This window comes from Pseudomonas sp. NFX5 (assembly GCF_049132125.1).
Lineage (GTDB): Bacteria > Pseudomonadota > Gammaproteobacteria > Pseudomonadales > Pseudomonadaceae > Aquipseudomonas > Aquipseudomonas marginalis.
Map to the genome: position 1 here is coordinate 103,322 of NZ_JAFMZG010000023.1, position 20,337 is coordinate 123,658.

Sequence of the window (20,337 nt, forward strand, 5' to 3'; positions counted from 1 at the left end):
TCAAGAGGCAGCCTATTGACCCTCGAAATCGAAAAAATCACGACAAGCGGGGAAAAAAAGCCCGGCAGTAAACGGCAACGATCTGACGTTGCCCTGCACGAAGGCGCCGCATTATAACCAGCGTTCTGCCCTTGGGGGGTACTGCGCCAGTGGTTGGAAGGCGAGGGTTCGCTGGCAGTAGAGGAAAAATCTGCTAACAATGCACACGGTGCGTATAACGGCAGCTACGCCATAATGCGCGCCGAGATAAGAGGAGCATCCAATGAGCAGCACTGCACAAACTGCTGAAGGCGAAAAAATTCTCATCGTTGATGATGATCCGGGGCTTAGCAGCCTGCTGGAGCGTTTCTTCAACTCCAAGGGCTACCGTGCCCGCGCGGTGCCGAACACCGAGCAGATGGACCGTCTCCTGGGGCGTGAGGTATTCAACCTGGTCGTACTCGACCTGATGCTGCCCGGCGAAGACGGCCTCACCGCCTGCAAGCGCCTGCGTGGCGCGAACAACCAGATTCCAATCATCATGCTGACCGCCAAGGGCGATGAGCTGAGCCGCATCAAGGGCCTCGAGCTGGGCGCTGATGACTACCTGGCCAAACCCTTCAACCCCGACGAGTTGATGGCGCGGGTCAAAGCCGTGTTGCGTCGTCAGGCACCGCCGGTACCGGGCGCGCCGGGCAGCGAAGACGAAAGCGTTACCTTTGGCGACTACGAACTGTCGCTGGCAACCCGCGAGCTCAAGCGTGGCGACGAAGTGCACATGCTCACCACCGGTGAATTCGCCGTGCTCAAGGCCCTGGTGATGAACGCGCGTCAGCCGCTGACCCGCGACAAACTGATGAACCTGGCACGCGGTCGCGAATGGGACGCCCTGGAGCGCTCCATCGACGTGCAGATTTCCCGTCTGCGCCGGATGATCGAGCCGGACCCGTCCAAACCTCGGTATATCCAGACGGTATGGGGTGTGGGCTATGTGTTTGTGCCGGATGGCACCGCAACCAAGTGACCGATGATTTGCAGGGCGGGCATCCTGGCGCTTGACTCCATGAGGGTCGACGGGATGCCCGGCGTCTGCAATTCTGCGAGCGCCGCTCGTTCCAGCAAGGTGTCCAGCTGTCTTCTATGAAAACCCCTCTGTGGTTCCCGCAAAGTTTCTTCTCCCGCACCCTTTGGCTGGTGCTGATCGTCGTGCTGTTTTCCAAGGCGCTGACACTGGTTTATCTGCTGATGAACGAAGACGTGCTGGTGGACCGGCAGTACAGCCACGGTGTCGCCCTGACGCTGCGTGGTTACTGGGCCGTAGACCCTGAGAACCGCGAAAAGGTCGCCAAGGCCTCGACGTTGACCCGCGTTGACGGGGCTGGTGTACCCGAGGGTGAGCAGCATTGGCCCTACAGCGAGATCTACCAGCGCCAGATGCAGGCCGAACTGGGCGAGGACACCGAGGTGCGCTTGCGCATGCATGTTTCACCTGCGCTGTGGGTAAGGGCGCCGAGCCTTGGCGATGCCTGGATCAAGGTTCCGCTGTATCCGCACCCTTTGCGGGGGCAGAAGATCTGGAACGTGTTGGGCTGGTTCCTGGCCATCGGCTTGCTTTCCACCGCGTCGGCGTGGATTTTCGTTCGCCAGCTCAACCAACCGCTTAAACGCCTGGTGTTTGCCGCCCGCCAATTGGGCCAGGGGCGCAGCGTGCGCCTGCCGGTCAGCGATACGCCCAGTGAAATGACCGAGGTGTATGGCGCCTTCAACCAGATGGCGGAGGATGTCGAACAGGCCGGGCGCGAGCGCGAGCTGATGCTGGCGGGGGTGTCCCATGACTTGCGCACGCCCTTGACGCGATTGCGCCTGTCCCTGGAGCTGATGGGCAACCATAGCGACCTCACCGACGACATGGTTCGCGACATCGAAGACATGGACGCGATTCTCGACCAGTTCCTGGCGTTTATTCGCGATGGTCGTGACGAGGTGGTGGAGGAAGTCGATCTCACGGACCTGGTGCGTGAGGTTGTCGCGCCCTACAACCAGAATGGCGAGCAAGTGCGCATGCGCCTTGAGCCGATCCAGCCGTTTGCGTTGCGTCGGGTGTCGATGAAGCGCCTGCTGAACAACCTGATCGGCAACGCTTTGCACCACGCCGGTTCGGATGTTGAAGTGGCTGCGTATGTGTCTGGCGACAGTGCTGCGCCGTACGTGGTGCTGAGTGTGATGGACCGGGGGGCGGGCATCGATCCGGACGAGCTGGAGGGTATCTTCAACCCCTTCACCCGTGGCGACCGTGCCCGGGGTGGCAAGGGGACCGGCTTGGGGCTGGCGATCGTGCGGCGGATTGCGTCGATGCACGGCGGCAATGTCGAGTTGCGTAACCGCGACGGCGGTGGCCTTGAGGCGCGGGTACGCTTGCCGCTTGGGCTTATGCTGCCAAGGGATGCGGTCTAGAAACAGCTGCAAGTTTCAAGCTTGAAGCCGCAAGAGAAAGGCGCACAGCTTTTGCCCTTTCTTGCAGCTTATAGCTTGAAGCTGACAGCTCCCGTCTCTAACCCTTGCCCTTGGTCCTGGTCATATTCGGTCCACCATTCTTCTCCAGATGTTGGATGATGATCCCCGCCACATCCTTCCCAGTGGTGGTCTCTATCCCTTCCAGGCCCGGCGACGAGTTCACCTCCATCACCAGTGGCCCATGGTTGGAGCGCAGGATATCCACACCCGCCACTGCCAACCCCATGACCTTGGCCGCCCGCAGCGCGGTCATGCGTTCTTCCGGGGTGATCTTGATCAGGCTGGCGCTGCCGCCACGGTGCAGGTTGGAGCGGAACTCTCCGGGCTTGGCCTGGCGCTTCATGGCTGCGATCACCTTGTCGCCCACCACGAAGCAGCGAATATCCGCACCGCCGGCTTCCTTGATGTACTCCTGGACCATGATGTTCTGCTTGAGGCCCATGAATGCCTCGATCACGGATTCCGCTGCAGTCGCGGTTTCACACAGCACCACACCGATGCCCTGGGTGCCTTCCAGCACCTTGATCACCAGCGGCGCGCCGTTGACCATTTCGATCAGGTCGGGGATGTCGTCGGGGGAGTGGGCAAAGCCGGTGACCGGCAGGCCGATGCCCCGCCGCGAGAGCAGTTGCAACGAGCGTAATTTGTCCCGCGAGCGTGCAATGGCCACGGATTCATTGAGGGGGAAGACCCCCATCATTTCGAACTGGCGCAACACGGCGCAGCCATAGAACGTCACCGAGGCGCCAATCCGCGGGATCACCGCATCAAACCCCTCCAGAGGTTTACCGCGGTAATGGATCTGCGGCTTGTGGCTGGCAATGTTCATATAGGCACGCAGCGTGTCGATCACCACCATTTCGTGGCCACGTTCGGTGCCGGCCTCGACCAGGCGGCGGGTGGAATACAGACGCGGGTTTCGCGACAGCACAGCAATCTTCATGCAGCACCTGGGGCAGAAATAGTAGAGACCGGGAACACCGGCTTGTCTTGAACGTACTTGACGCCGGGATTGACCACCAGGTGGCCGTCAATCAGCGCCTTGGAACCCAGCAACAGGCGGTAACGCATGGCTTTGCGGCAGGCCAGGGTGAACTCCACCCGCCATACCCGATCACCCAGTGCCAGGGTGGTGCTGATCACGTAGCGCACCTGCGCATGGCCATTGGAGCTCTTGATGGTTTTCATGGTCACCAGGGGCGCTTCGCAGCGGCGGTGACGCAGTTGCACAACGCTGCCCAGGTGCGCGGTAAAGCGCACCCACTTCTCACCGTCGCGCTCAAAAGGCTCGATGTCGGTGGCATGCAGGCTGGAGGTGCTGGCACCGGTGTCGATCTTGGCACGCAGGCCTGCCACTCCCAAGTCGGGAAGTGCCACCCACTCACGCAGACCTACAACGGTCAAATGGTCAAATGTCTTCAATATGGGTAACCGGTCAATTCGCCCACGCCTGAGGAGAAACCTCGGCCAGGGCTTTGAATGCAGGCCTGGCGAACCAGTAGCCTTGCATCAGAAATATTCCGCAGTCAGACAGAAAGTCGCGCTCGCCGGCACTTTCGATGCCTTCGGCGATGACAGTAACGTTCAACTGCTCACAGATTGTGACAATCCCCTGGACGATCACCTGGCGGACACGATCCTGGTCGACATCGCGGATCAGCGCCATGTCGAGTTTGATCAAGTCAGGTTGGAAATCGGCCAGCAGATTCAGCCCCGAATAGCCCGCGCCGAAGTCGTCGATGGCGGTCTTGAAGCCGAACTCGCGGTATTCACGCAGAATATTCGTCAAATGGCGATAGTTATCTACATGCTCGCTTTCCAGTGTTTCGAAAATCAGTTGGTTCAGCGGGAAGTTGTGCGCGCGAGCTGCCTCTAGGGTGCTGCGGATGCACAACTCCGGACGGTACACGGCGTTGGGCATGAAGTTGATGGAAAGGTGGGTTTGCATCCCAAGGGCCGCAGCACCGGCGATCGCCTGGGTGCGGCAGCGCTGGTCGAAGCGGTAGCGGTTGCTGTCATTGACCTTCTCCAGTACCGACATCGCCCCTTCGCCCTGTGTACCGCGCACCAAGGCTTCGTGGGCAAAAAACGAATGGTCCCGAAGGTCTACGATAGGCTGGTAGGCGAAAGCAAACTCGAAACCCAGGGGTTCGCTTTGCTGGCAGCCTGCGCAACGCTGTTCAGGCGAGGTGAGTGAAGTGGGAAAGTCGGTCACGGCGTATCCTCGCGAAAACAGGGTGCTACCTGGCGTATCTTAGGTGAGCCTTGAGGTTTATGCGTCGAAGGGTTTCAACGTTACAGTTGCGACATTTGTCAGAGCGAGGAATTCAAGTGGCTCAAAAGCAGGAAGAGGAAGAAAAGGTCCGTCTGGACAAGTGGCTTTGGGCAGCGCGTTTCTTCAAGACACGTGCCTTGGCCAAGGCCGCGATTGAGAGCGGCAAGGTGCATCACCGAGGCGAGCGCTGTAAACCGGGCAAAGAGCCACGTGTCGGTGATGAGCTGCAGATTCGGATAGGTTTTGACGAAAAGACCGTGGTGGTTCAGGCACTTTCCATTGTGCGCCGTGGCGCCCCCGAAGCGCAGGCGCTGTACACCGAAACCGAAGCCAGCATTGCCAGGCGCGAAAATGCGGCGGCCCTGCGCAAGGCGGGCGCCACGGGGATGACCACCGATGGCAAGCCGAGCAAGAAGCAGCGCCGCGACCTGTTCAAGTTTCGCGGCAGTGGCAATGATGACTGATTGCGCAGCGGCCCATTCAAATGCGGGAGGGGGCTTGCAGCGTTAAGGGGAGGTGCGCACGACGCTCAATCCACTGATCACTGGCAGCTTGCCAAGTAACCTGAAGATCGGCGTCGTCACGTGTAACAACGCGGCCGACACCTTCGCTGCAAACGGCGTGTAACAACCCCAGCCCAACGCCAACAGTGCCAGCAGCACCCCGCCGATGTAATCGTCCTGCCCCCAATGCGCGCCCGCTACCAGCCGCGGCATCATGAACAACAGCGCCAGGCCCCAGATCACCAGCACCTGGCCGATGCGCTTGGCGAACACGCTCATGAACATTGCCCAGATCAGCAACACCGAGGCGTGATCCCCCGGAAAGCTTTGGCTTGAGCGGTCCTTCAGCTCCCAGGTCTTCTCCAGCCCCGGGAAATAGTCGCTCATCTGGATCGCCCCGGCGATGACCATCGACGGGCTGCTGTGTTGCCAGCCCATCTGCGCCGCGAGTTTGGAAAACAGCATGCGGATAAACAGCAAGAGCAACAAAATACCGACAAAACCTAACAGGGCCTGGCGTACCTGCGCGGCTTTGAACACCCAGTCGCCGCGAATCAGCAGCATCAGCAGGATCACCCCGACCACCGCATCAAACGGCCGCAGACTGGCCACGGCCCACACGTGCAGCCATGTCGCGTTGCTCGCCAGCGGGTCGTTGAGAAGGTGAAACAGCCACTCGTCGAAAATCACACAGAGCATCTGCCCCGTGGGCCATAGCCAAAAACACAGCAGCCCGATAGCGAGTAGATTGCACAGAGCCCATCGCCGGAGGTTCCACTTGGCTTGGAACAAACCCGGATTGTTCATAAACTGTCCCTCTTCGCTCTAAATAAGCTCTCTGTTTCCAGGAGAAAGCCGCACCAAGATGGTGCTAAAGCGTTTAATTTTATAAACCTTGTAACCAATTTGTCATCAATTCAGATACCCAGACCTATGACTGATCTACCGGATACCGACTTCACCCAACGCTTCATCTTCGACGAGAGCGACGCCCGCGGCGAAATGGTTTCGTTGGGGCGCAGCTACGCCGAAGTCCTCGCCAAGCACCCCTATCCGGAGCCGGTCGCACAACTGCTCGGTGAGCTGATGGCCGCTGCTGCGTTGCTGGTGGGCACCATGAAGTTCGACGGTTTGCTGATCCTGCAAGCCCGTTCCGAAGGGCCGATTCCGCTGTTGATGATCGAATGCTCCAGCGAGCGCGAAATCCGAGGCCTGGCCCGTTATGAAGCCGACCAGATTGCCCCGGACGCCAGCCTCGCCGAGCTGATGCCCAACGGCGTCCTGGCGCTCACCGTCGACCCGACCTCAGGCCAGCGTTACCAGGGCATCGTCGACCTCGACGGCAAGACGCTGTCGGAATGCTTCACCAACTATTTCGTGATGTCCCAGCAAGTGGGCACCAAGTTCTGGCTTAACGCCGACGGCAAGCGCGCCCGTGGCATGTTGCTGCAACAACTGCCGGCCGACCGTATCAAGGACGACGAAGATCGCGCTGAAAGCTGGCGGCACTGCATTGCCTTGGCCGATACCCTGAAAGCCGAAGAACTGCTGGGTCTGGACAACGAAACCATCCTGCACCGCCTGTACCACGAAGACCCCGTGCGCCTGTTCGACGCGCAGACGCTGCACTTCCACTGCAGCTGCTCCCGCGAGCGTTCGGGCAACGCCCTGGTCAGCCTGGGCCTGGAAGATGCGCAGAACCTGGTGGTGGAACACGGTGGCAATATCGAGATCGACTGCCAGTTCTGCAACGAGCGCTACCTGTTCGACGCTGCCGATGTAGCGCAATTGTTCGCGGGCGCAGGCATCGACACGCCTTCCGACACCCGCCACTAAAACGTTTAAGCACAGGTAAATCACCTGTCAAATGCCGGATTAGAGGCGTTCTGACGGGAGGGCCCTACTCTTTTTGGGCTTTTCTGGCATAATCCGGCCCACTTTTTTCGCGGTAGTAGTGCGCAACTTTCTACTACAAAACGTTTGGAGCACTCGGCCACAGGCCGACGGGGAACCTCATGACGCAAGCCAATAACGCCGTATACACCGATCTGAGTGTTGACGATCTGGTCAAAGAAGCCCTGCAGCGCGGTGAAGGCGTGCTTGCCGATACCGGCGCGCTGGTCGTGGAAACCGGTCACCGTACCGGCCGTTCGCCAGTCGACCGTTTCATCGTTGAAGAGCCTTCCACCCAGGATTCCATCGCCTGGGGCCCGATCAACCGCAAGTTCCCGGCCGACAAGTTCGATGCCCTGTGGGCCCGCGTCGAGGCGTTCAACAACGCGCAAGAGCATTTCGTTTCCCACGTTCACGTAGGGGCTGCCGAAGACCACTACCTGGCCGTGAAAATGACCACCCAGACTGCCTGGCAGAACCTGTTCGGTCGTTGCCTGTTCATCAACCCGGCCCAGTACAACCCGGCCGGTCGTGACGAGTGGCAAGTGCTCAACGTGGCCAACTTCGAGTGCGTGCCAGAGCGTGACGGCACCAACTCCGATGGTTGCGTGATCCTCAACTTCGCCCAGAAAAAAGTGCTGATCGCCGGCATGCGCTACGCCGGTGAAATGAAGAAAGCCATGTTCTCGGTGCAGAACTACCTGCTGCCGGCTTCCGACGTACTCCCGATGCACTGCGCCGCCAACATTGGCGAAGCAGGCGACGTGACCCTGTTCTTCGGTCTGTCGGGCACCGGCAAGACTACCCTGTCCGCCGACGAAAGCCGTTACCTGATCGGTGACGACGAACACGGCTGGGGCGAAGGCGTGGTGTTCAACATCGAAGGCGGTTGCTATGCCAAGTGCATCGACCTGTCCGAGAAGAACGAGCCGGTTATCTGGAAAGCCATCAAGCACGGCGCCGTGCTGGAAAACGTCGTCATCGACGAGGCCAAGCACGCCGACTACGCCGATGTCAGCCTGACCCAGAACAGCCGCGCCGCCTACCCGCTGGAGCACGTTGCCAAGCGTTCCGAGAAGAACCTGGGCGGCGAGCCAAACGCGGTGATCTTCCTGACCTGCGACCTGACCGGCGTACTGCCGCCCGTGTCCATCCTCAGCGAAGAACAAGCGGCCTACCACTTCCTGTCCGGCTACACCGCACTGGTGGGCTCGACCGAAATGGGTTCCGGCAGCGGCATCAAGTCGACCTTCTCCACCTGCTTCGGCGCACCCTTCTTCCCACGCCCGGCCGGCGAATACGCAGAGCTGCTGATCAAGCGCATCCGCGGCTTCGGCTCCAAGGTCTACCTGGTCAACACCGGCTGGACCGGCGGCGGCTACGGCGTTGGTAAGCGCTTCAACATCCCGACCACGCGCGGCGTGATCGCAGCGATCCAGAGCGGCGCTCTGATCGGTGCTGAAACCGAACACCTCGACACCATCAACCTCGACGTGCCATTGGCCGTACCGGGCGTTGAGACCGGCCTGTTGAACCCACGTAACACCTGGGCAGACAAGGCGGCTTACGATGAAGCAGCGAAGGCGCTGGCTGGTCTGTTCATCGAGAACTTCAAGAAGTTTGAAGTGAGTGATGCGATCAAGGCTGCGGGTCCGAAGTTGTAAGACTCGGTCGCTGTTAAAAAGCCGCCCCTAGTGGGCGGCTTTTTTGTGCGCGAAGGGTTAGTCGACGATAGGCAGAATCATTGCCCCTCCACCTTTGAGTTGCGGTGTGCCTGGAGCTGATCTTCGTTCAGCTCAGGTTTTCCAGTGTCTGGGTGTCCCAGCTGTGGGTCTTGATGGCCAGGTAGAGCATGCCGATGGTCAGCGGCACCTTGTCGCCATGCCCCTTGCCCCGACGCTTGAGGAACACGTCAAAGACCGGTGGGTTGAAGTAACGATAAGTGTCGTAGTCGCCGAGGTCGAGGGCGAACTCCTGCTCCAGCGCTTCCATGAGTTGCTTGGCTTCACTGCCGTCACAGCCCAGGTCGAAATTGAGTGAAGTTTGCAGGCGGATGGTCTTGTGTTTCGGCAGGCCGATTTCTTCGTGCAGCAGTTGCAGGAGTTGCTGCATCACGGGGTCTTCGGGGAAGTTGGGGGCGAGGTTCATGGTGGGGGCACGCAGGAGTGGATGAAGGGGCTGGTTGCGTTGGAGGCGGTATTTGTTTCGAGTGATGAAGAGCGCCAAGCCTATCAAGAATACAAAGACAGGTAGGAGGGGCATTCTGAGGATCACCGCTACATAGGGTAGTAGGACCGTCAAAATAAGGCCTGTTGTAAGAAATGTGACTGCGAAGTGCTTTCTGAGCATTGGGTCTGTGATTTGGTAGTGCAGCACCAAATAGATAATGAGAAAGGAAGCGGATTGAAGATAAAGGGCCATGTCACTAAGACTCGTCCGAGTAGACATGCATTGAGAGTGTTGACCGCGCCACCGTTTTTGCTTCAAGCAGGCATAGATTGGCCAAAGCATGCCGATTGTCAGGCACAACAGTGAAGCGATTCACTGTGAAGATGACGCCATAGTGGCCGATGTGTTGAGCCCTTTCGATGTTCACAGGTTTCTGCCGAGAAAGTTGAGACCGCGCTATTTTCATTCAGCTACGGGTAACTTCTGTAGAGGGTCAAGCGGGTGTTTGGAGCAGTTTGGGAAGGGGATGTCGCGGTGTTTGGAGGTTTCCTACAACGGTTTCCGGCATTTGTGGCTTGGCAGTGCTTGTAGGAGCGAGATTGCTCGCGAAAAACTCAAGGACGCCGTGTTTTTTCTGGTCCATCGCCTCGCCGTTGATCAAGATCATTTCCACGCAGAGCGTGAGGAACGATCACTGCCCTGCAGGCCTGCTGACACACCGCTCAAAAATCGCCACCAACCCCCGATAATCACACGCCACCGCATCGATATTCGCCGGTATCCATGCCGCGTGTTTCACCAGCCACCAGTTCACTGAAAACCCCGCGTTGACGATGATCTGTTCGAACAAAATCCGCTGCGCCCGGCCATTGCCCTCGCGGAAGGGGTGGATGACGTTGAGGTCGCCATAGGCTTCGGCAATCCTGCTTATCAACTCGGTTTGGCTGGCACCGACAAACCAGTTTGCTTCTTCCATCTGCCGGATGATCTTCGCGGCTTCCGGGGGGATGCGCTCCGGGGTGCAGAACAGGGTGTCGCCTTTCTGGATGTTCACGCTGCGCAACTCACCGGCCCAGTCGTAGATGTCACCGAACAGCGTGCGGTGGATGTGTTGCAGACGGTCGAGGTCGTAGGGCGGGGGGAAGAGAGGGAGGTTGCCTACGGCGATTTCGGATAATTCCCGCTCGGCCTGGTGCAGGCGGGCTTCGTCGAGCAAATCGAGGCGGTTGCGCAGGACGCTGCTACCGGGATAGCAGTACGGATCCTGGCCCACCCCGTATTTGTCGAGCATCAGCGTGGGGTGTTGCGGTACTTGGCAAGGACGGCTTCGCGGGTCGGCAGGGGTTTGTCGACGTCGGCCGGCTGGGTGTCGAACCCTTCCAGGCGCAGGCTGGCCAGGTAATTGGAACGGCGGATCTTGTGGTAATGATCCTGTTTTTGCTCAAACGTCAGTTCGCTCATCGCAGCGTACTCCTGGGTAGCAAGGTTTGATTGTAGCGCAATGCTTCAATGGGCAGGCGGGATAAAAACCACGTCACATTTTGTATAAAAAGTCCGCCGACACCCGGAATTCAGCGTATGTTTCACCGCAAAATCTTGCAGGGCGATTTCCGCCCGCGACTTAAAGGGAGTTAGGCATGGGTTTGCTTCGTGTTGCTTCGGCGATGTCATTGTGTGCGGTGGCTTTTTCGGTCCAGGCCGGGCAGTTGCCGATCGAAGTGCTCAGTGCGGTGGTCAAGGACCAGAAAATCGCCGATGCCGAAGTGCTGCTGCAACGTAACGGCGCACAGAACGTGGTGGGCCGCACCAACGCCCAGGGCCAAGTGACGCTGACCAGTGAGGCCGCCGATGATGGGAGCAACCTGCTGATCATCAAGAAGCCTGGCTACTCCAACCTGGTGGTGAAGTGCCCCTGCGCGGGCATGACCTACGCCATCAGCCCGGTGATGGAAAACCTCGATGGCCTGCGTGTGGTGCTGACGTGGGGCAAGACGCCGAGTGACCTCGACTCCCACATGATTTTCCCCGGCAATAACATCTACTTCGAGAACCAGAAGGGTACCGATGCCGAGTTGGATGTGGATGACACCGACAGCTACGGCCCGGAAACCATCACCCTGCAGAAAAAACACTACGGCGAAAGCTACGTTTATGCCGTGCATGACTACAGCAATGGCGGCAACCCAGGCTCGCGCCAGTTATCCGACAGCGAAGCCAAGGTGTTCGTGTACATGGGCCAATCGCTGGTGCGTACCTACTACGTGCCCAAGAACCGCAGCGGCAACCTGTGGACGGTGTTCCGCATGACCGGCAGCGGCGACTTCCAGGACATCAACACTTTCAGTGGCGTGACCGTGAATGCGGCGAATGTGCTGAACGAAGTCAAACCGCTGCTGGATGACAGCGTGGCGGTCACCGCCGTCACCGTCAGTTCTTCCGTACAAACAGATGCGAAGCGTCTGAACCTGCAGGGTGAAGCGGCCTACCAGGCCGGCAAGCTGGACCAGGCCATCGACCTGTTCCGCCAGGCTATCGAGCTGGACAATGGCTTCGGCAAAGCCTACGGCAACCTCGGCCTGGCGTATCAGAAAGCCGGCAACACTGCCGAGTCGATCTGGGCCAATCGCAAGGCTATTGCCCTCGCCACTGGTGCCAATGCTGCCACCGTGCGTGCAGGTGCCTATTACAACATTGCGCGGATCTACGAAGCGGCGGGGCAGTTCCCGGATGCATTGCGTCACTACCAGTTGGCCAAGGAGCAGAAGGCCAACCCGGTGTATGACACGGCGATTGAGCGGGTGCAGAACCGCTGATTCAGCTGTAGCGCAGGTCTGAAAATGTGGGAGGGGGTTTGCTCCCGATAGCAGTGGGTCAGTCAGTTATTGGTAACTGATCCATTGCCATCGGGGGCAAGCCCCCTCCCACATTTGGATCTGTGTCTTTCCTGCAACCTCCTCAGTTTATTCCCGATTCGGCCCTAGGCCGTCCCCACCCTGTGTATCATCCTGTCTCTTTTTTCCATGCGACCTTTCTCGATTCGCTGAACGTGCTGGGCTACGTTTTTAAGCCACCTTCAGCGGTCAATGGAGTGACAGCCTATGCACGACACCCTCCAGCAGGTCTTTGGTTATCCACAGTTTCGTCCGGGCCAGGAAGAAACGGTCAGCGCCGTACTGGCAGGTCGTTCGGCTGCGGCCATTTTTCCTACGGGATCGGGCAAGTCCCTGTGTTACCAACTGTCGGCGGTGTTGCTGCCACACCTGACGCTGGTGGTGTCGCCGTTGTTGGCGTTGATGCAGGACCAGTTGGGCTTCCTGCAACGCCACGGTATTTCGGCGGGCAGTATCGATTCGGCGCAAAGCCGCGAGGACGCCAATGACGTGATGGCACGCGCGCGGTCGGGCGAGCTGAAAATCCTGATGATTTCCGTGGAGCGCTTGAAGAACGAGCGTTTTCGCCACTTCCTGCAAAGTGTGCAGATCTCGCTGCTGGTGGTGGATGAGGCGCACTGTATTTCCGAGTGGGGCCACAACTTCCGCCCGGATTATTTGAAGCTGCCGGACTACCAGCGCCAGTTCAAGATCCCGCAAGCGCTGCTGCTGACGGCTACGGCCACGCCCAAGGTGATTGCCGACATGCAGGCCAAGTTCGCCATTGCGCCGGACGACGTGGTCACCACGGGCTTCTACCGGCCCAACCTCAACCTGTTGGTGGAGCCGGTCGCTGGTGCGGACAAGCGTCGTCGCCTGGTGCAGTGGATGAGCGCGCGGGCCAACCAGCCCAGCATCGTCTACGTCACCTTGCAGAAAACCGCCGAGCAGATTGCCGAGCACCTGAACCGCAACGGTATCCAGGCCGAGGCGTATCACGCCGGCTTGCCCCACGACAGGCGTGAAGGCATCCAGCAGCGCTTCATGGGCGGGCGCTCCAATTGCATCGTCGCTACCATCGCGTTTGGCATGGGCATCGACAAGAGCGATATCCGCAATGTGGTGCATTTTGACCTGCCCAAATCCATCGAGAACTACAGCCAGGAAATCGGCCGTGCGGGGCGTGATGGGCAGCCCTCGGACTGCCTGGTGCTGGCCAACCGCGACAGCCTCAATGTGCTGGAAAACTTCGTGTATGGCGATACGCCGGAGCAGGACGGTATTCGGCGGGTGCTGGAAGAGTTGCAGGCCGCGCGCAGTGAAGGGCAGTGGGAGTTCCTGCTGAGGTCGCTGTCGGACCACAGCAACATCCGCGAACTGCCACTGAAGACACTGTTGGTGCAATTGGAGCTCAAGGGCGTGATCGCGCCGCGCTACGCGTTTTATGCCGAATACCGCTTCAAGTACCTGGTCGAGCCCGAGGCTCTGCTGACGCGTTTTTCCGGCGAGCGCCAGCAGTTTGTCGCGGCGATCATCCAGGTGTGCAAGCGTGCGAAAACCTGGGCGACCGTGGATTTCGATGCGCTTTACCAGCAACACAATGCCGAACGCAGTCGGGTGGTGAAGGCCCTGGATTACTTCCAGGAACAAGGCCTGATCGAGTTGGAAAGCAAGCAGATGACGGAGGTCTACAGCCTGCTGGATACCGAGTTTGATCCACAGGTGTTGAGCGCCGAGTTATACACAGGCTTCAAGCAGCACGAGGTGACGGAAGTGGCGCGGATTCACGCCATGCTCGATCTGTTCGCCACCGAACATTGCCTGGGGCAGCGCCTGGCGCGTTACTTTGGTGATGAAAATGCACCGCAGCGCTGCGGGCACTGCTCCGTGTGCCACGGTCACGTCGCGCATTTGCCGGCGCCGCCGAGCCTGCCGCCACTTGTGGATAAAAACTTCATGGGGCTGTGCGGTGATTTTATCCACAGGCATCATGAGCACACCGGACAGTTGCCGGGCGCTGAGCGGCTGACACGGTTCCTGGGGGGTATCAGCGTGCCGTTGTTTACCAAGTTGAAGGCGCGGGGCATTCCCGGTTTCGCAGCGCTGGAAGACTACCCCTACGCCGACGTGCGTGAGTGGGCCCAGGCCCACTTGAGTGACCTGTAACCCTACTTTCATGAGACCTGCCCATGCCTGACTCGATGCCGCAACGCGCCGATTACCGTCACTTCCAGCCGATCATCACGCGTTGGCACGACAACGATGTGTACGGCCATGTGAACAATGTCACCTACTACAGCTTCTTCGACACGGCGGTGAATACCTACCTGATCGAACAGGGTGGGTTGGATATTCATGACGGTGAGGTGGTGGGGTTTGTGGTGAGTTCGGCGTGCGATTACTTCGCGTCGATTGCCTTTCCCGACCGCCTGGACATCGGCCTGCGGGTGGGCAAGCTGGGCAACAGCTCCGTGCAGTACGAGTTGGCGGTATTCAAGGCAGGCGAAGAGGAGGCCTGTGCGGCGGGGCGCTTTGTGCATGTGTTCGTGGATCGGGGGACGAACCAGCCGGTGACGATTCCGGGGATGTTGCGCGAGGCGTTGCAGCGGTTGGTTGTCTGACTTCGGCGTTGCAGGCACCACGGAACCCAATGTGGGAGGGGCAAGCCCCCTCCCACATTGATTTTGCAGTGTTCTTTAGCGCTTAGCGGTGACGGTAGTGATGCTTGTTCTTGCGATGCCCGTAGGCATGGCCGCGGCCGCGATGGTCGTCGCGGTCATAACGGCGGCTATCACGACTACGACGATCATCGTCATCGCTCTTGTTGCCCATGTAGTTGCCCAGCGCACCGCCCGCGCCACCGCCGGCCGCTGAACCGATCAGTGCCCCGGTGCTGCCGCCGACACTGCGGCCCACCACGTTGCCGCCGGCTGCGCCCAGTGCGCCGCCAATGGCTGCTTCGCCGCGGCTGCGCTTGTCGGCGCCGACCGCACTACCGCCTGCGCCGCCCAGGGCCGCGCCGATGGTCGAACCGGTGTTGCCGCCCAACTGCTGGCCGACAACCGAGCCTAGAACCCCGCCCAATGCGCCGCCCACACCGGCTTCGGTGGTGCCACCGGCCATGGCTGCGCCACTGACCAGGCCAAGGGACAACAAGAGAATCGAGGAGAACTTCATAGAGAGACCTCAAGAGGATGACGGCGCGATCCTGAGGCTGTATTGACATGGTTACAATAGAAATCCGACCAGTAACACGAGTTGTACACAATTCTCTAAGTTACTGTTTTAACTCGGGAACTTAAGTAGTTTTTGCGAGTCTTTAGCTACTTCGGAACGGCCGCTTTTATGTAAAAGCGGCCTTTTTTTTGCCCGAAATGATCAGTCAGGCCGAACGCGCCATGATCAGCCCATTGTCACTGGCAGCTTCCAAACGTATCGCCACGAACTTCGACGTCGGTGTATGGCTGCCATCCCCGGTGCTTTCCAGCGGCACCAACGGGTTCACTTCCGGGTAGTAAGCCGCAGCCTGCCCCGCCGGAATATCAAACGCCAGCAAGGTGAAGCCCTTCACCCGACGCTCGCGGCCGTCTTCCCACAACGACACGATGTCGGCCTTCTGCCCCGGCTTGAAGCCCAGGCGGATGATGTCGGCTTCGTTGACGAACAGCACGTCACGCTGGCCTTTGACCCCGCGATAGCGGTCGTCCAGGCCATAAATGGTGGTGTTGTACTGATCGTGGGAGCGCATCGATTGCATGATCAGGTCCGGCACGTGGCCCGTGGCGTGGGTGCGCTCGTGGATCAGGTCCTTGGGCAGGATGTTCGGGCGGAAGTTGGCACGGCCCGAAGGCGTGTTCCAGCGCCGGGCACCTGCGGAGTTGCCCAGGTAGAAACCACCGGGGTGTTTCAGGCGTTCGTTGAAGTCCTTGAAGCCTGGGATGGTATCGGCGATCAGGTCGCGGATGCGGCTGTAGTCGGCCACCAACCAGTTCCAGTCCACCGGTTTGCTGCCCAGGGTTGCGGCGGCGATGCCGGCGAGGATGGCCGGTTCTGATTTCATCAACTTCGACAGCGGCTGCAGTTGGCCGTTGGAGTCATGGACCATGCTGAACGAGTCTTCCACCGTCACCGCTTGCGGACCTTCGGCCTGGATGTCGATGTCGGTGCGGCCCAGGCACGGCAGGATCAGCGCGTCTTTGCCGTGCATCAGGTGGCTGCGGTTGAGCTTGGTGCTGATCTGCACGGTCAGGTCGCAATTGCGCAGTGCTTCGAAGGTGCGCGGGCTGTCCGGGGTGGCTTGGGCGAAGTTGCCCCCCAGGCCGATAAACACCTTGGAGCGACCTTCAAGCATGGCGTGGATTGCTTCCACCACGTTGTGCCCGTTGGTGCGCGGCACCTGGAACTGGAAGCGCCGCTCCAGGGCGTCGAGGAACGCCACCGGTGGGCGTTCGTTGATGCCCATGGTGCGGTCGCCCTGCACGTTGCTGTGGCCACGCACCGGGCACAGGCCGGCGCCGGGGCGGCCGATGTTGCCGCGCAGCAGCATCAGGTTGGCGATTTCCTGGATGGTCGGCACCGAGTGGCGGTGCTGGGTGATACCCATCGCCCAGCACATGATCACGTTCTTGCCCTTGGCGTACATGCGCGCCGCTTGCTCGATCTCGACCAGGGTCAGGCCGGACTGTTCGACGATTTCATCCCAGGAGGTGTCGTCGATCTGGCCCAGGTAATCCAGCACGTTGGCCGTGTGTTCATTGAGAAAGTCGTGATCGAACACGGCTTCCTTGCCTTCGGCCTGAGCCTGGCGCTCCCACAGCAGCAGGAACTTGGCCATGCCGCGCAGGATGGCCATGTCGCCACCCAGGGCCGGGCGGAAGTACGCGGTGTTGGTCGGCTTGTCGCCGTTGGTGAGCATTTCCAGCGGATGCTGCGGATGCTGGAAGCGCTCCAGGCCGCGCTCCTTGAGGGGGTTGATGCACACCACCTGGGCACCGCGTTTGACCGCTTCACGCAGCGGTTCGAGCATGCGCGGGTGGTTGGTGCCGGGGTTCTGGCCCCAGACGAATATCGCATCGGCATGTTCGAAGTCATCAAAAGTCACGGTGCCTTTGCCGACCCCCACGCTCTGGGCCAGGGCCACGCCGCTGGCCTCGTGGCACATGTTCGAGCAATCCGGGAAGTTGTTGGTGCCGTAGGCGCGCACAAACAGCTGGTACAGGTACGCCGCTTCGTTACTGGCACGGCCCGAGGTGTAGAACTCGGCCATGTCCGGGCTGGGCAGGGCGTTGAGGTGCTTGCCGACCAGGTCGAAGGCCGCTTCCCAACTGATGGGGGTGTAGCGGTCGGTTTCGGCGTCGTAGCGCATCGGCTCGGTCAGGCGGCCCTGGTACTCGAGCCAATAGTCGCTTTGCTCCAGCAGCGCGGTGACGCTGTGCTTGGCGAAAAACGCTGCGTCAACGCGGCGCTTGGTGGCTTCCCAGTTGACCGCCTTGGCGCCGTTCTCGCAGAACTTGACCATGCCGCTTTCCGGCGAGTCGCCCCAGGCGCAGCCCGGGCAGTCGAAGCCGCCGTTCTGGTTGGTCTTGAGCATCATGCGCAGGTTTTTCAGCGCGTTGTCGCTGGTCAGCCACGCCTGTGCCACGCTGATCAGCGCGCCCCAGCCGCCAGCCGGGCCCTTGTAAGGCTTGTAGCGCGGGGTTGGGGTTTGGTCGGCTTGATGATGATTGCTCACGGCTGGTTCTCCATCGCAGGGCTGTAGACCCGCGGCGCACTTTTCTGCGGCAGGTGGATGAGATTGAGGTGATGCCGGCGGGCCCATTGCAGGGCCAGGCCGGTGGGCGACGACAGGCTGACCAGGGTCTGGATGCCCGCGCGCAGGACTTTCTGGATCAATTCGAGGCTGCAACGGCTGGTGACAATCGCCAGCCCTCCGTCGGTGGGGACCCGTTGGCGGATCAGCGCACCGATCAACTTGTCGAGGGCGTTGTGCCGGCCGATGTCTTCACGGCCCATCAGCAATTCGCCCTGGTTATCCATGAACACGGCCGCATGCACAGCGCCGCTGTACTGGCCCAAAGGCTGGAACGCACTGATGCGCTGGCGCAGGCCGTCGAGCCATTCGGCAGGCGGCAAGGGCGCGCCGGGCAGCACTTGAAGGTCCGGCAGGGCCTGTTCCACCGCTTCCACTCCGCACAGGCCGCAGCCGCTGGTGCCTGCCAGCTGGCGGCGCTGCTGCTTGAGGTTCCAGAACGCACGGCTGGAGATCTGCACCTGAGCGTATTGGGCCGAACCCGAACCGCTAAGTTTCAGATCATAAATATCGCTGACGTCGGCGATAATGCCGCTGCCGATGCTGAACCCGACAATAAAGTCTTCCAGGTCCGTGGGCGTGACCAGCATGACGGCCTGGCTGATGTCGTTATAGGCAATCGCCAACGCCACTTCTTCCGCCAAGGCGGTGCTGGCGACTTCAGTGTGCTCGAGGTTGCAAAACTGGTAGCTCTGGCTGGCGACGGGCGCGGACGTTTCCGGAGCAGGCGCCGCGCAGACTGGGCGCTTGGCGTTCATGGGGCAGTACCACCGGCGGATTGATCAGTGTTTAGACTAGGCGCGACAAAGCGTCGCGTCTAATTGCCAGTACTGATCTACCGATAGATGACGTCGATCAAGACTCTGTTTGCGATTTCTGAAACAGCGCGAAACACGCCTCTGCCAATGCCGAACGCGGTGCGCTGCGCCGCATGATCAGGCCCAGGCGCGCCAGGGTGTGGGCGTCTTCGATGGGTTGCAGGCGCAAATGTTCGGTGAGGGCGTCCAGGCCGCCGTCCAACGGCATGACGGCGCAGCACAGTCCGCCATGCACCGCTTGTAGCAACTGATGGACGGCGTCGGTTTGTAACAGCGGCTGCGGGTGCAGGCCCCGGCTGTGGAAGTTGTGGTCGATGGACTGACGGAAGTGCATGCCACTGGTGAGCATGCCCAGGGGCAGTTCGATCAAGGCCTCCCAGCTCAGCGGCTTGTCGCCAAAACTGAAATAGCGCTGGTCGTAGAGCAGGCCCATGCGGGTTTCGCCGAGGGCCAGGGAGTCGAAGCGCTCGTTGTCCAGGCGGTCGAGGTAGGACACGCCCAGGTCCAGGCGATTGCTCGCCAACTGTTCGAGGATCTGCTCGGAGCTGAGGGCCGACAGCTCAAAGCGCAGGCTCGGATGCTCCTTGTGCAGTTGTTGCATCAACGCCAGCGGATCAAAGCTCGACAACGGCACCACACCCAGGCGCAACGTACCCACCAGGTTGCCACGGCAGGCGGCGGCTTCGGCCTGCAAACCGTCATAGGCCGCCAGCACCGTGCGTGCCCAGGCCAGCACGCGCTCGCCGGGGGCGGTGAACCCTTCGAAGCGCTGGCCGCGATTGACCAGCGGCAAGTCCAGCTCTTCTTCAAGGTTGCGCAGGCGCATCGAAAGGGTTGGCTGGGTGATGTGGCAACGCGCCGCGGCCTGGCCGAAGTGACGGGTCTCGTCGAGGGCGATGAGGAATTTCAGCTGCTTGATGTCCATCTTCGCTCCAGGGCTTATTCCAATGGCGGGGGGATTCTAGCGCGTTTGCGTCTTTGGTCGGGCTGGAACCCAAGTCTGCCGGACTGGTCTAGTCTTGGGCATCTGGAAATCAACTACCAAGGAGAGCGCACTATGAGCATTTTCAGCTTTATCAAAGAAGCCGGCGAAAAGATTGTCGACCTGTTGACGCCGGGTAATGCCAACGCGAGTGAGCAGTTGAAGGAACACGTAGCGAAGGTGGGGCTGGGGAATCCGAATGTGCAGACCACGGTGGATGGCGACAAAGTGACCGTGACCGGTGAAGTCGCCACCCAGGAAGAGAAAGAGAAGATTCTGCTGGCGCTGGGTAACATTCAAGGCGTGGCCAGTGTGGATGACCAGATCACCGTAACCGGCCCGGCAGTTGCCGCCGCCCGTTTCGTCGTGGTGAAAAAGGGCGACACCCTCAGCGCGATTTCCCTGACGGTGTACGGCAACGCCAACCTATATAACAAGATCTTCGAGGCCAACAAGCCGCTGTTGTCCCATCCAGACAAGATTTACCCAGGGCAGACGCTGCGTATTCCTGAGTAATACACGGGC

20 protein-coding genes are annotated in these 20,337 nt (G+C 60.2%); 9 read left to right on the top strand and 11 right to left on the bottom strand.

Annotated elements, in window-relative coordinates:
• Window positions 1–262: 262 nt before the first annotated feature.
• A complete protein-coding gene (gene ompR, locus J1N02_RS14820) occupies window positions 263–1,003 on the top strand; it encodes a two-component system response regulator OmpR (protein WP_015373500.1) in 741 nt (246 codons plus the stop codon).
• 116 nt (window positions 1,004–1,119) lie between these two features.
• Entirely contained in the window at window positions 1,120–2,433 is a 1,314-nt protein-coding gene (locus J1N02_RS14825) for an ATP-binding protein (RefSeq protein WP_027605151.1), read from the top strand.
• 97 nt (window positions 2,434–2,530) lie between these two features.
• On the opposite strand, the gene rimK is transcribed toward J1N02_RS14825, so the two are convergent.
• Genes rimK through J1N02_RS14840 form a run of 3 tightly spaced genes read right to left on the bottom strand, consistent with a single transcriptional unit; the run spans window position 2,531 to window position 4,708 of the window.
• Complete coding sequence (rimK, locus tag J1N02_RS14830; protein WP_003171022.1) at window positions 2,531–3,436, bottom strand: 30S ribosomal protein S6--L-glutamate ligase; 906 nt, start codon at window positions 3,434–3,436, stop codon at window positions 2,531–2,533.
• Window positions 3,433–3,897 (bottom strand): ATP-dependent zinc protease, encoded by a 465-nt coding sequence (locus tag J1N02_RS14835; RefSeq protein ID WP_174245656.1) that lies wholly within the window; start codon window positions 3,895–3,897, stop codon window positions 3,433–3,435. Before J1N02_RS14835 ends, rimK begins: the two co-directional genes overlap by 4 nt.
• A gap of 31 nt (window positions 3,898–3,928) precedes the next feature.
• The gene (locus J1N02_RS14840) at window positions 3,929–4,708 is read right to left on the bottom strand and encodes an EAL domain-containing protein (protein WP_421147449.1); all 780 of its coding nucleotides are present in this window, start codon (window positions 4,706–4,708) and stop codon (window positions 3,929–3,931) included.
• A gap of 116 nt (window positions 4,709–4,824) precedes the next feature.
• Here J1N02_RS14840 and J1N02_RS14845 point away from each other — a divergent pair, with 116 nt between their 5' ends.
• Window positions 4,825–5,232, top strand: a complete 408-nt coding sequence (locus tag J1N02_RS14845; protein WP_027605149.1) for an RNA-binding S4 domain-containing protein — start codon at window positions 4,825–4,827, stop codon at window positions 5,230–5,232.
• 42 nt (window positions 5,233–5,274) lie between these two features.
• On the opposite strand, the gene J1N02_RS14850 is transcribed toward J1N02_RS14845, so the two are convergent.
• Window positions 5,275–6,078, bottom strand: coding sequence for a phosphatase PAP2 family protein (locus J1N02_RS14850; RefSeq protein WP_027605148.1), 804 nt, complete (start codon window positions 6,076–6,078; stop codon window positions 5,275–5,277).
• Between the two features lie 126 nt (window positions 6,079–6,204).
• Here J1N02_RS14850 and hslO point away from each other — a divergent pair, with 126 nt between their 5' ends.
• Window positions 6,205–7,107 carry an Hsp33 family molecular chaperone HslO gene (gene hslO, locus J1N02_RS14855; RefSeq protein ID WP_421147450.1) on the top strand — a complete coding sequence of 301 codons (903 nt, stop codon included), beginning with the start codon at window positions 6,205–6,207 and terminating at the stop codon, window positions 7,105–7,107.
• 179 nt (window positions 7,108–7,286) lie between these two features.
• Window positions 7,287–8,828: a phosphoenolpyruvate carboxykinase gene (locus J1N02_RS14860; protein ID WP_027605146.1), complete on the top strand. Its 1,542-nt coding sequence runs from the start codon at window positions 7,287–7,289 to the stop codon at window positions 8,826–8,828.
• 127 nt (window positions 8,829–8,955) lie between these two features.
• Here J1N02_RS14860 and J1N02_RS14865 read toward each other — a convergent pair whose 3' ends face one another.
• The 3 genes from J1N02_RS14865 to J1N02_RS14875 all read right to left on the bottom strand — a co-directional run bounded on the left by J1N02_RS14865 (window position 8,956) and on the right by J1N02_RS14875 (window position 10,794).
• Window positions 8,956–9,312 (bottom strand): DUF1493 family protein, encoded by a 357-nt coding sequence (locus J1N02_RS14865; protein ID WP_027605145.1) that lies wholly within the window; start codon window positions 9,310–9,312, stop codon window positions 8,956–8,958.
• A gap of 712 nt (window positions 9,313–10,024) precedes the next feature.
• Window positions 10,025–10,624 carry a putative adenosine monophosphate-protein transferase Fic gene (locus J1N02_RS14870; protein ID WP_027605144.1) on the bottom strand — a complete coding sequence of 200 codons (600 nt, stop codon included), beginning with the start codon at window positions 10,622–10,624 and terminating at the stop codon, window positions 10,025–10,027.
• Window positions 10,624–10,794, bottom strand: coding sequence for a YhfG family protein (locus J1N02_RS14875; protein ID WP_003236014.1), 171 nt, complete (start codon window positions 10,792–10,794; stop codon window positions 10,624–10,626). The genes J1N02_RS14870 and J1N02_RS14875 overlap by 1 nt, the downstream gene beginning before the upstream one ends.
• A gap of 176 nt (window positions 10,795–10,970) precedes the next feature.
• Between J1N02_RS14875 and J1N02_RS14880 the strand changes: the two genes are divergently transcribed.
• The 3 genes from J1N02_RS14880 (at window position 10,971) to J1N02_RS14890 (ending at window position 14,824) form a co-directional block, all read left to right on the top strand.
• Complete coding sequence (locus J1N02_RS14880; protein WP_027605143.1) at window positions 10,971–12,146, top strand: tetratricopeptide repeat protein; 1,176 nt, start codon at window positions 10,971–10,973, stop codon at window positions 12,144–12,146.
• A 285-nt stretch (window positions 12,147–12,431) separates the two neighbouring features.
• Window positions 12,432–14,369 (top strand): RecQ family ATP-dependent DNA helicase, encoded by a 1,938-nt coding sequence (locus J1N02_RS14885; protein WP_169899708.1) that lies wholly within the window; start codon window positions 12,432–12,434, stop codon window positions 14,367–14,369.
• Window positions 14,370–14,392: 23 nt separating this feature from the next.
• Entirely contained in the window at window positions 14,393–14,824 is a 432-nt protein-coding gene (locus J1N02_RS14890; protein ID WP_065925806.1) for an acyl-CoA thioesterase, read from the top strand.
• 82 nt (window positions 14,825–14,906) lie between these two features.
• Here J1N02_RS14890 and J1N02_RS14895 read toward each other — a convergent pair whose 3' ends face one another.
• The 4 genes from J1N02_RS14895 to J1N02_RS14910 form a co-directional block, all read right to left on the bottom strand.
• Window positions 14,907–15,380: a glycine zipper domain-containing protein gene (locus J1N02_RS14895; RefSeq protein ID WP_027605140.1), complete on the bottom strand. Its 474-nt coding sequence runs from the start codon at window positions 15,378–15,380 to the stop codon at window positions 14,907–14,909.
• 205 nt (window positions 15,381–15,585) lie between these two features.
• A complete protein-coding gene (locus J1N02_RS14900; protein WP_027605139.1) occupies window positions 15,586–17,934 on the bottom strand; it encodes an FdhF/YdeP family oxidoreductase in 2,349 nt (782 codons plus the stop codon).
• On the bottom strand, window positions 17,931–18,770 hold the full coding sequence (gene fdhD / locus J1N02_RS14905; RefSeq protein WP_108573696.1) for a formate dehydrogenase accessory sulfurtransferase FdhD: 840 nt from the start codon (window positions 18,768–18,770) through the stop codon (window positions 17,931–17,933). Before fdhD ends, J1N02_RS14900 begins: the two co-directional genes overlap by 4 nt.
• 97 nt (window positions 18,771–18,867) lie before the next feature.
• Window positions 18,868–19,755 (bottom strand): LysR family transcriptional regulator, encoded by an 888-nt coding sequence (locus tag J1N02_RS14910; protein WP_027605137.1) that lies wholly within the window; start codon window positions 19,753–19,755, stop codon window positions 18,868–18,870.
• Between the two features lie 132 nt (window positions 19,756–19,887).
• Here J1N02_RS14910 and lysM point away from each other — a divergent pair, with 132 nt between their 5' ends.
• Window positions 19,888–20,328 carry a peptidoglycan-binding protein LysM gene (lysM, locus tag J1N02_RS14915; protein WP_027605136.1) on the top strand — a complete coding sequence of 147 codons (441 nt, stop codon included), beginning with the start codon at window positions 19,888–19,890 and terminating at the stop codon, window positions 20,326–20,328.
• Window positions 20,329–20,337 lie beyond the last annotated feature (9 nt).

Coding starts and splice junctions, on each gene's coding strand:
- hslO (WP_421147450.1), top strand. CDS start 6,205: ATGACTGATCTACCGGATACCGACTTCACCCAACGCTTCATCTTCGAC.
- J1N02_RS14895 (WP_027605140.1), bottom strand. CDS start 15,380: ATGAAGTTCTCCTCGATTCTCTTGTTGTCCCTTGGCCTGGTCAGTGGC.
- fdhD (WP_108573696.1), bottom strand. CDS start 18,770: ATGAACGCCAAGCGCCCAGTCTGCGCGGCGCCTGCTCCGGAAACGTCC.
- J1N02_RS14875 (WP_003236014.1), bottom strand. CDS start 10,794: ATGAGCGAACTGACGTTTGAGCAAAAACAGGATCATTACCACAAGATC.
- ompR (WP_015373500.1), top strand. CDS start 263: ATGAGCAGCACTGCACAAACTGCTGAAGGCGAAAAAATTCTCATCGTT.
- J1N02_RS14885 (WP_169899708.1), top strand. CDS start 12,432: ATGCACGACACCCTCCAGCAGGTCTTTGGTTATCCACAGTTTCGTCCG.
- J1N02_RS14890 (WP_065925806.1), top strand. CDS start 14,393: ATGCCTGACTCGATGCCGCAACGCGCCGATTACCGTCACTTCCAGCCG.
- J1N02_RS14860 (WP_027605146.1), top strand. CDS start 7,287: ATGACGCAAGCCAATAACGCCGTATACACCGATCTGAGTGTTGACGAT.
- J1N02_RS14910 (WP_027605137.1), bottom strand. CDS start 19,755: ATGGACATCAAGCAGCTGAAATTCCTCATCGCCCTCGACGAGACCCGT.
- J1N02_RS14870 (WP_027605144.1), bottom strand. CDS start 10,624: ATGCTCGACAAATACGGGGTGGGCCAGGATCCGTACTGCTATCCCGGT.
- J1N02_RS14865 (WP_027605145.1), bottom strand. CDS start 9,312: ATGAACCTCGCCCCCAACTTCCCCGAAGACCCCGTGATGCAGCAACTC.
- lysM (WP_027605136.1), top strand. CDS start 19,888: ATGAGCATTTTCAGCTTTATCAAAGAAGCCGGCGAAAAGATTGTCGAC.
- J1N02_RS14880 (WP_027605143.1), top strand. CDS start 10,971: ATGGGTTTGCTTCGTGTTGCTTCGGCGATGTCATTGTGTGCGGTGGCT.
- rimK (WP_003171022.1), bottom strand. CDS start 3,436: ATGAAGATTGCTGTGCTGTCGCGAAACCCGCGTCTGTATTCCACCCGC.
- J1N02_RS14825 (WP_027605151.1), top strand. CDS start 1,120: ATGAAAACCCCTCTGTGGTTCCCGCAAAGTTTCTTCTCCCGCACCCTT.
- J1N02_RS14850 (WP_027605148.1), bottom strand. CDS start 6,078: ATGAACAATCCGGGTTTGTTCCAAGCCAAGTGGAACCTCCGGCGATGG.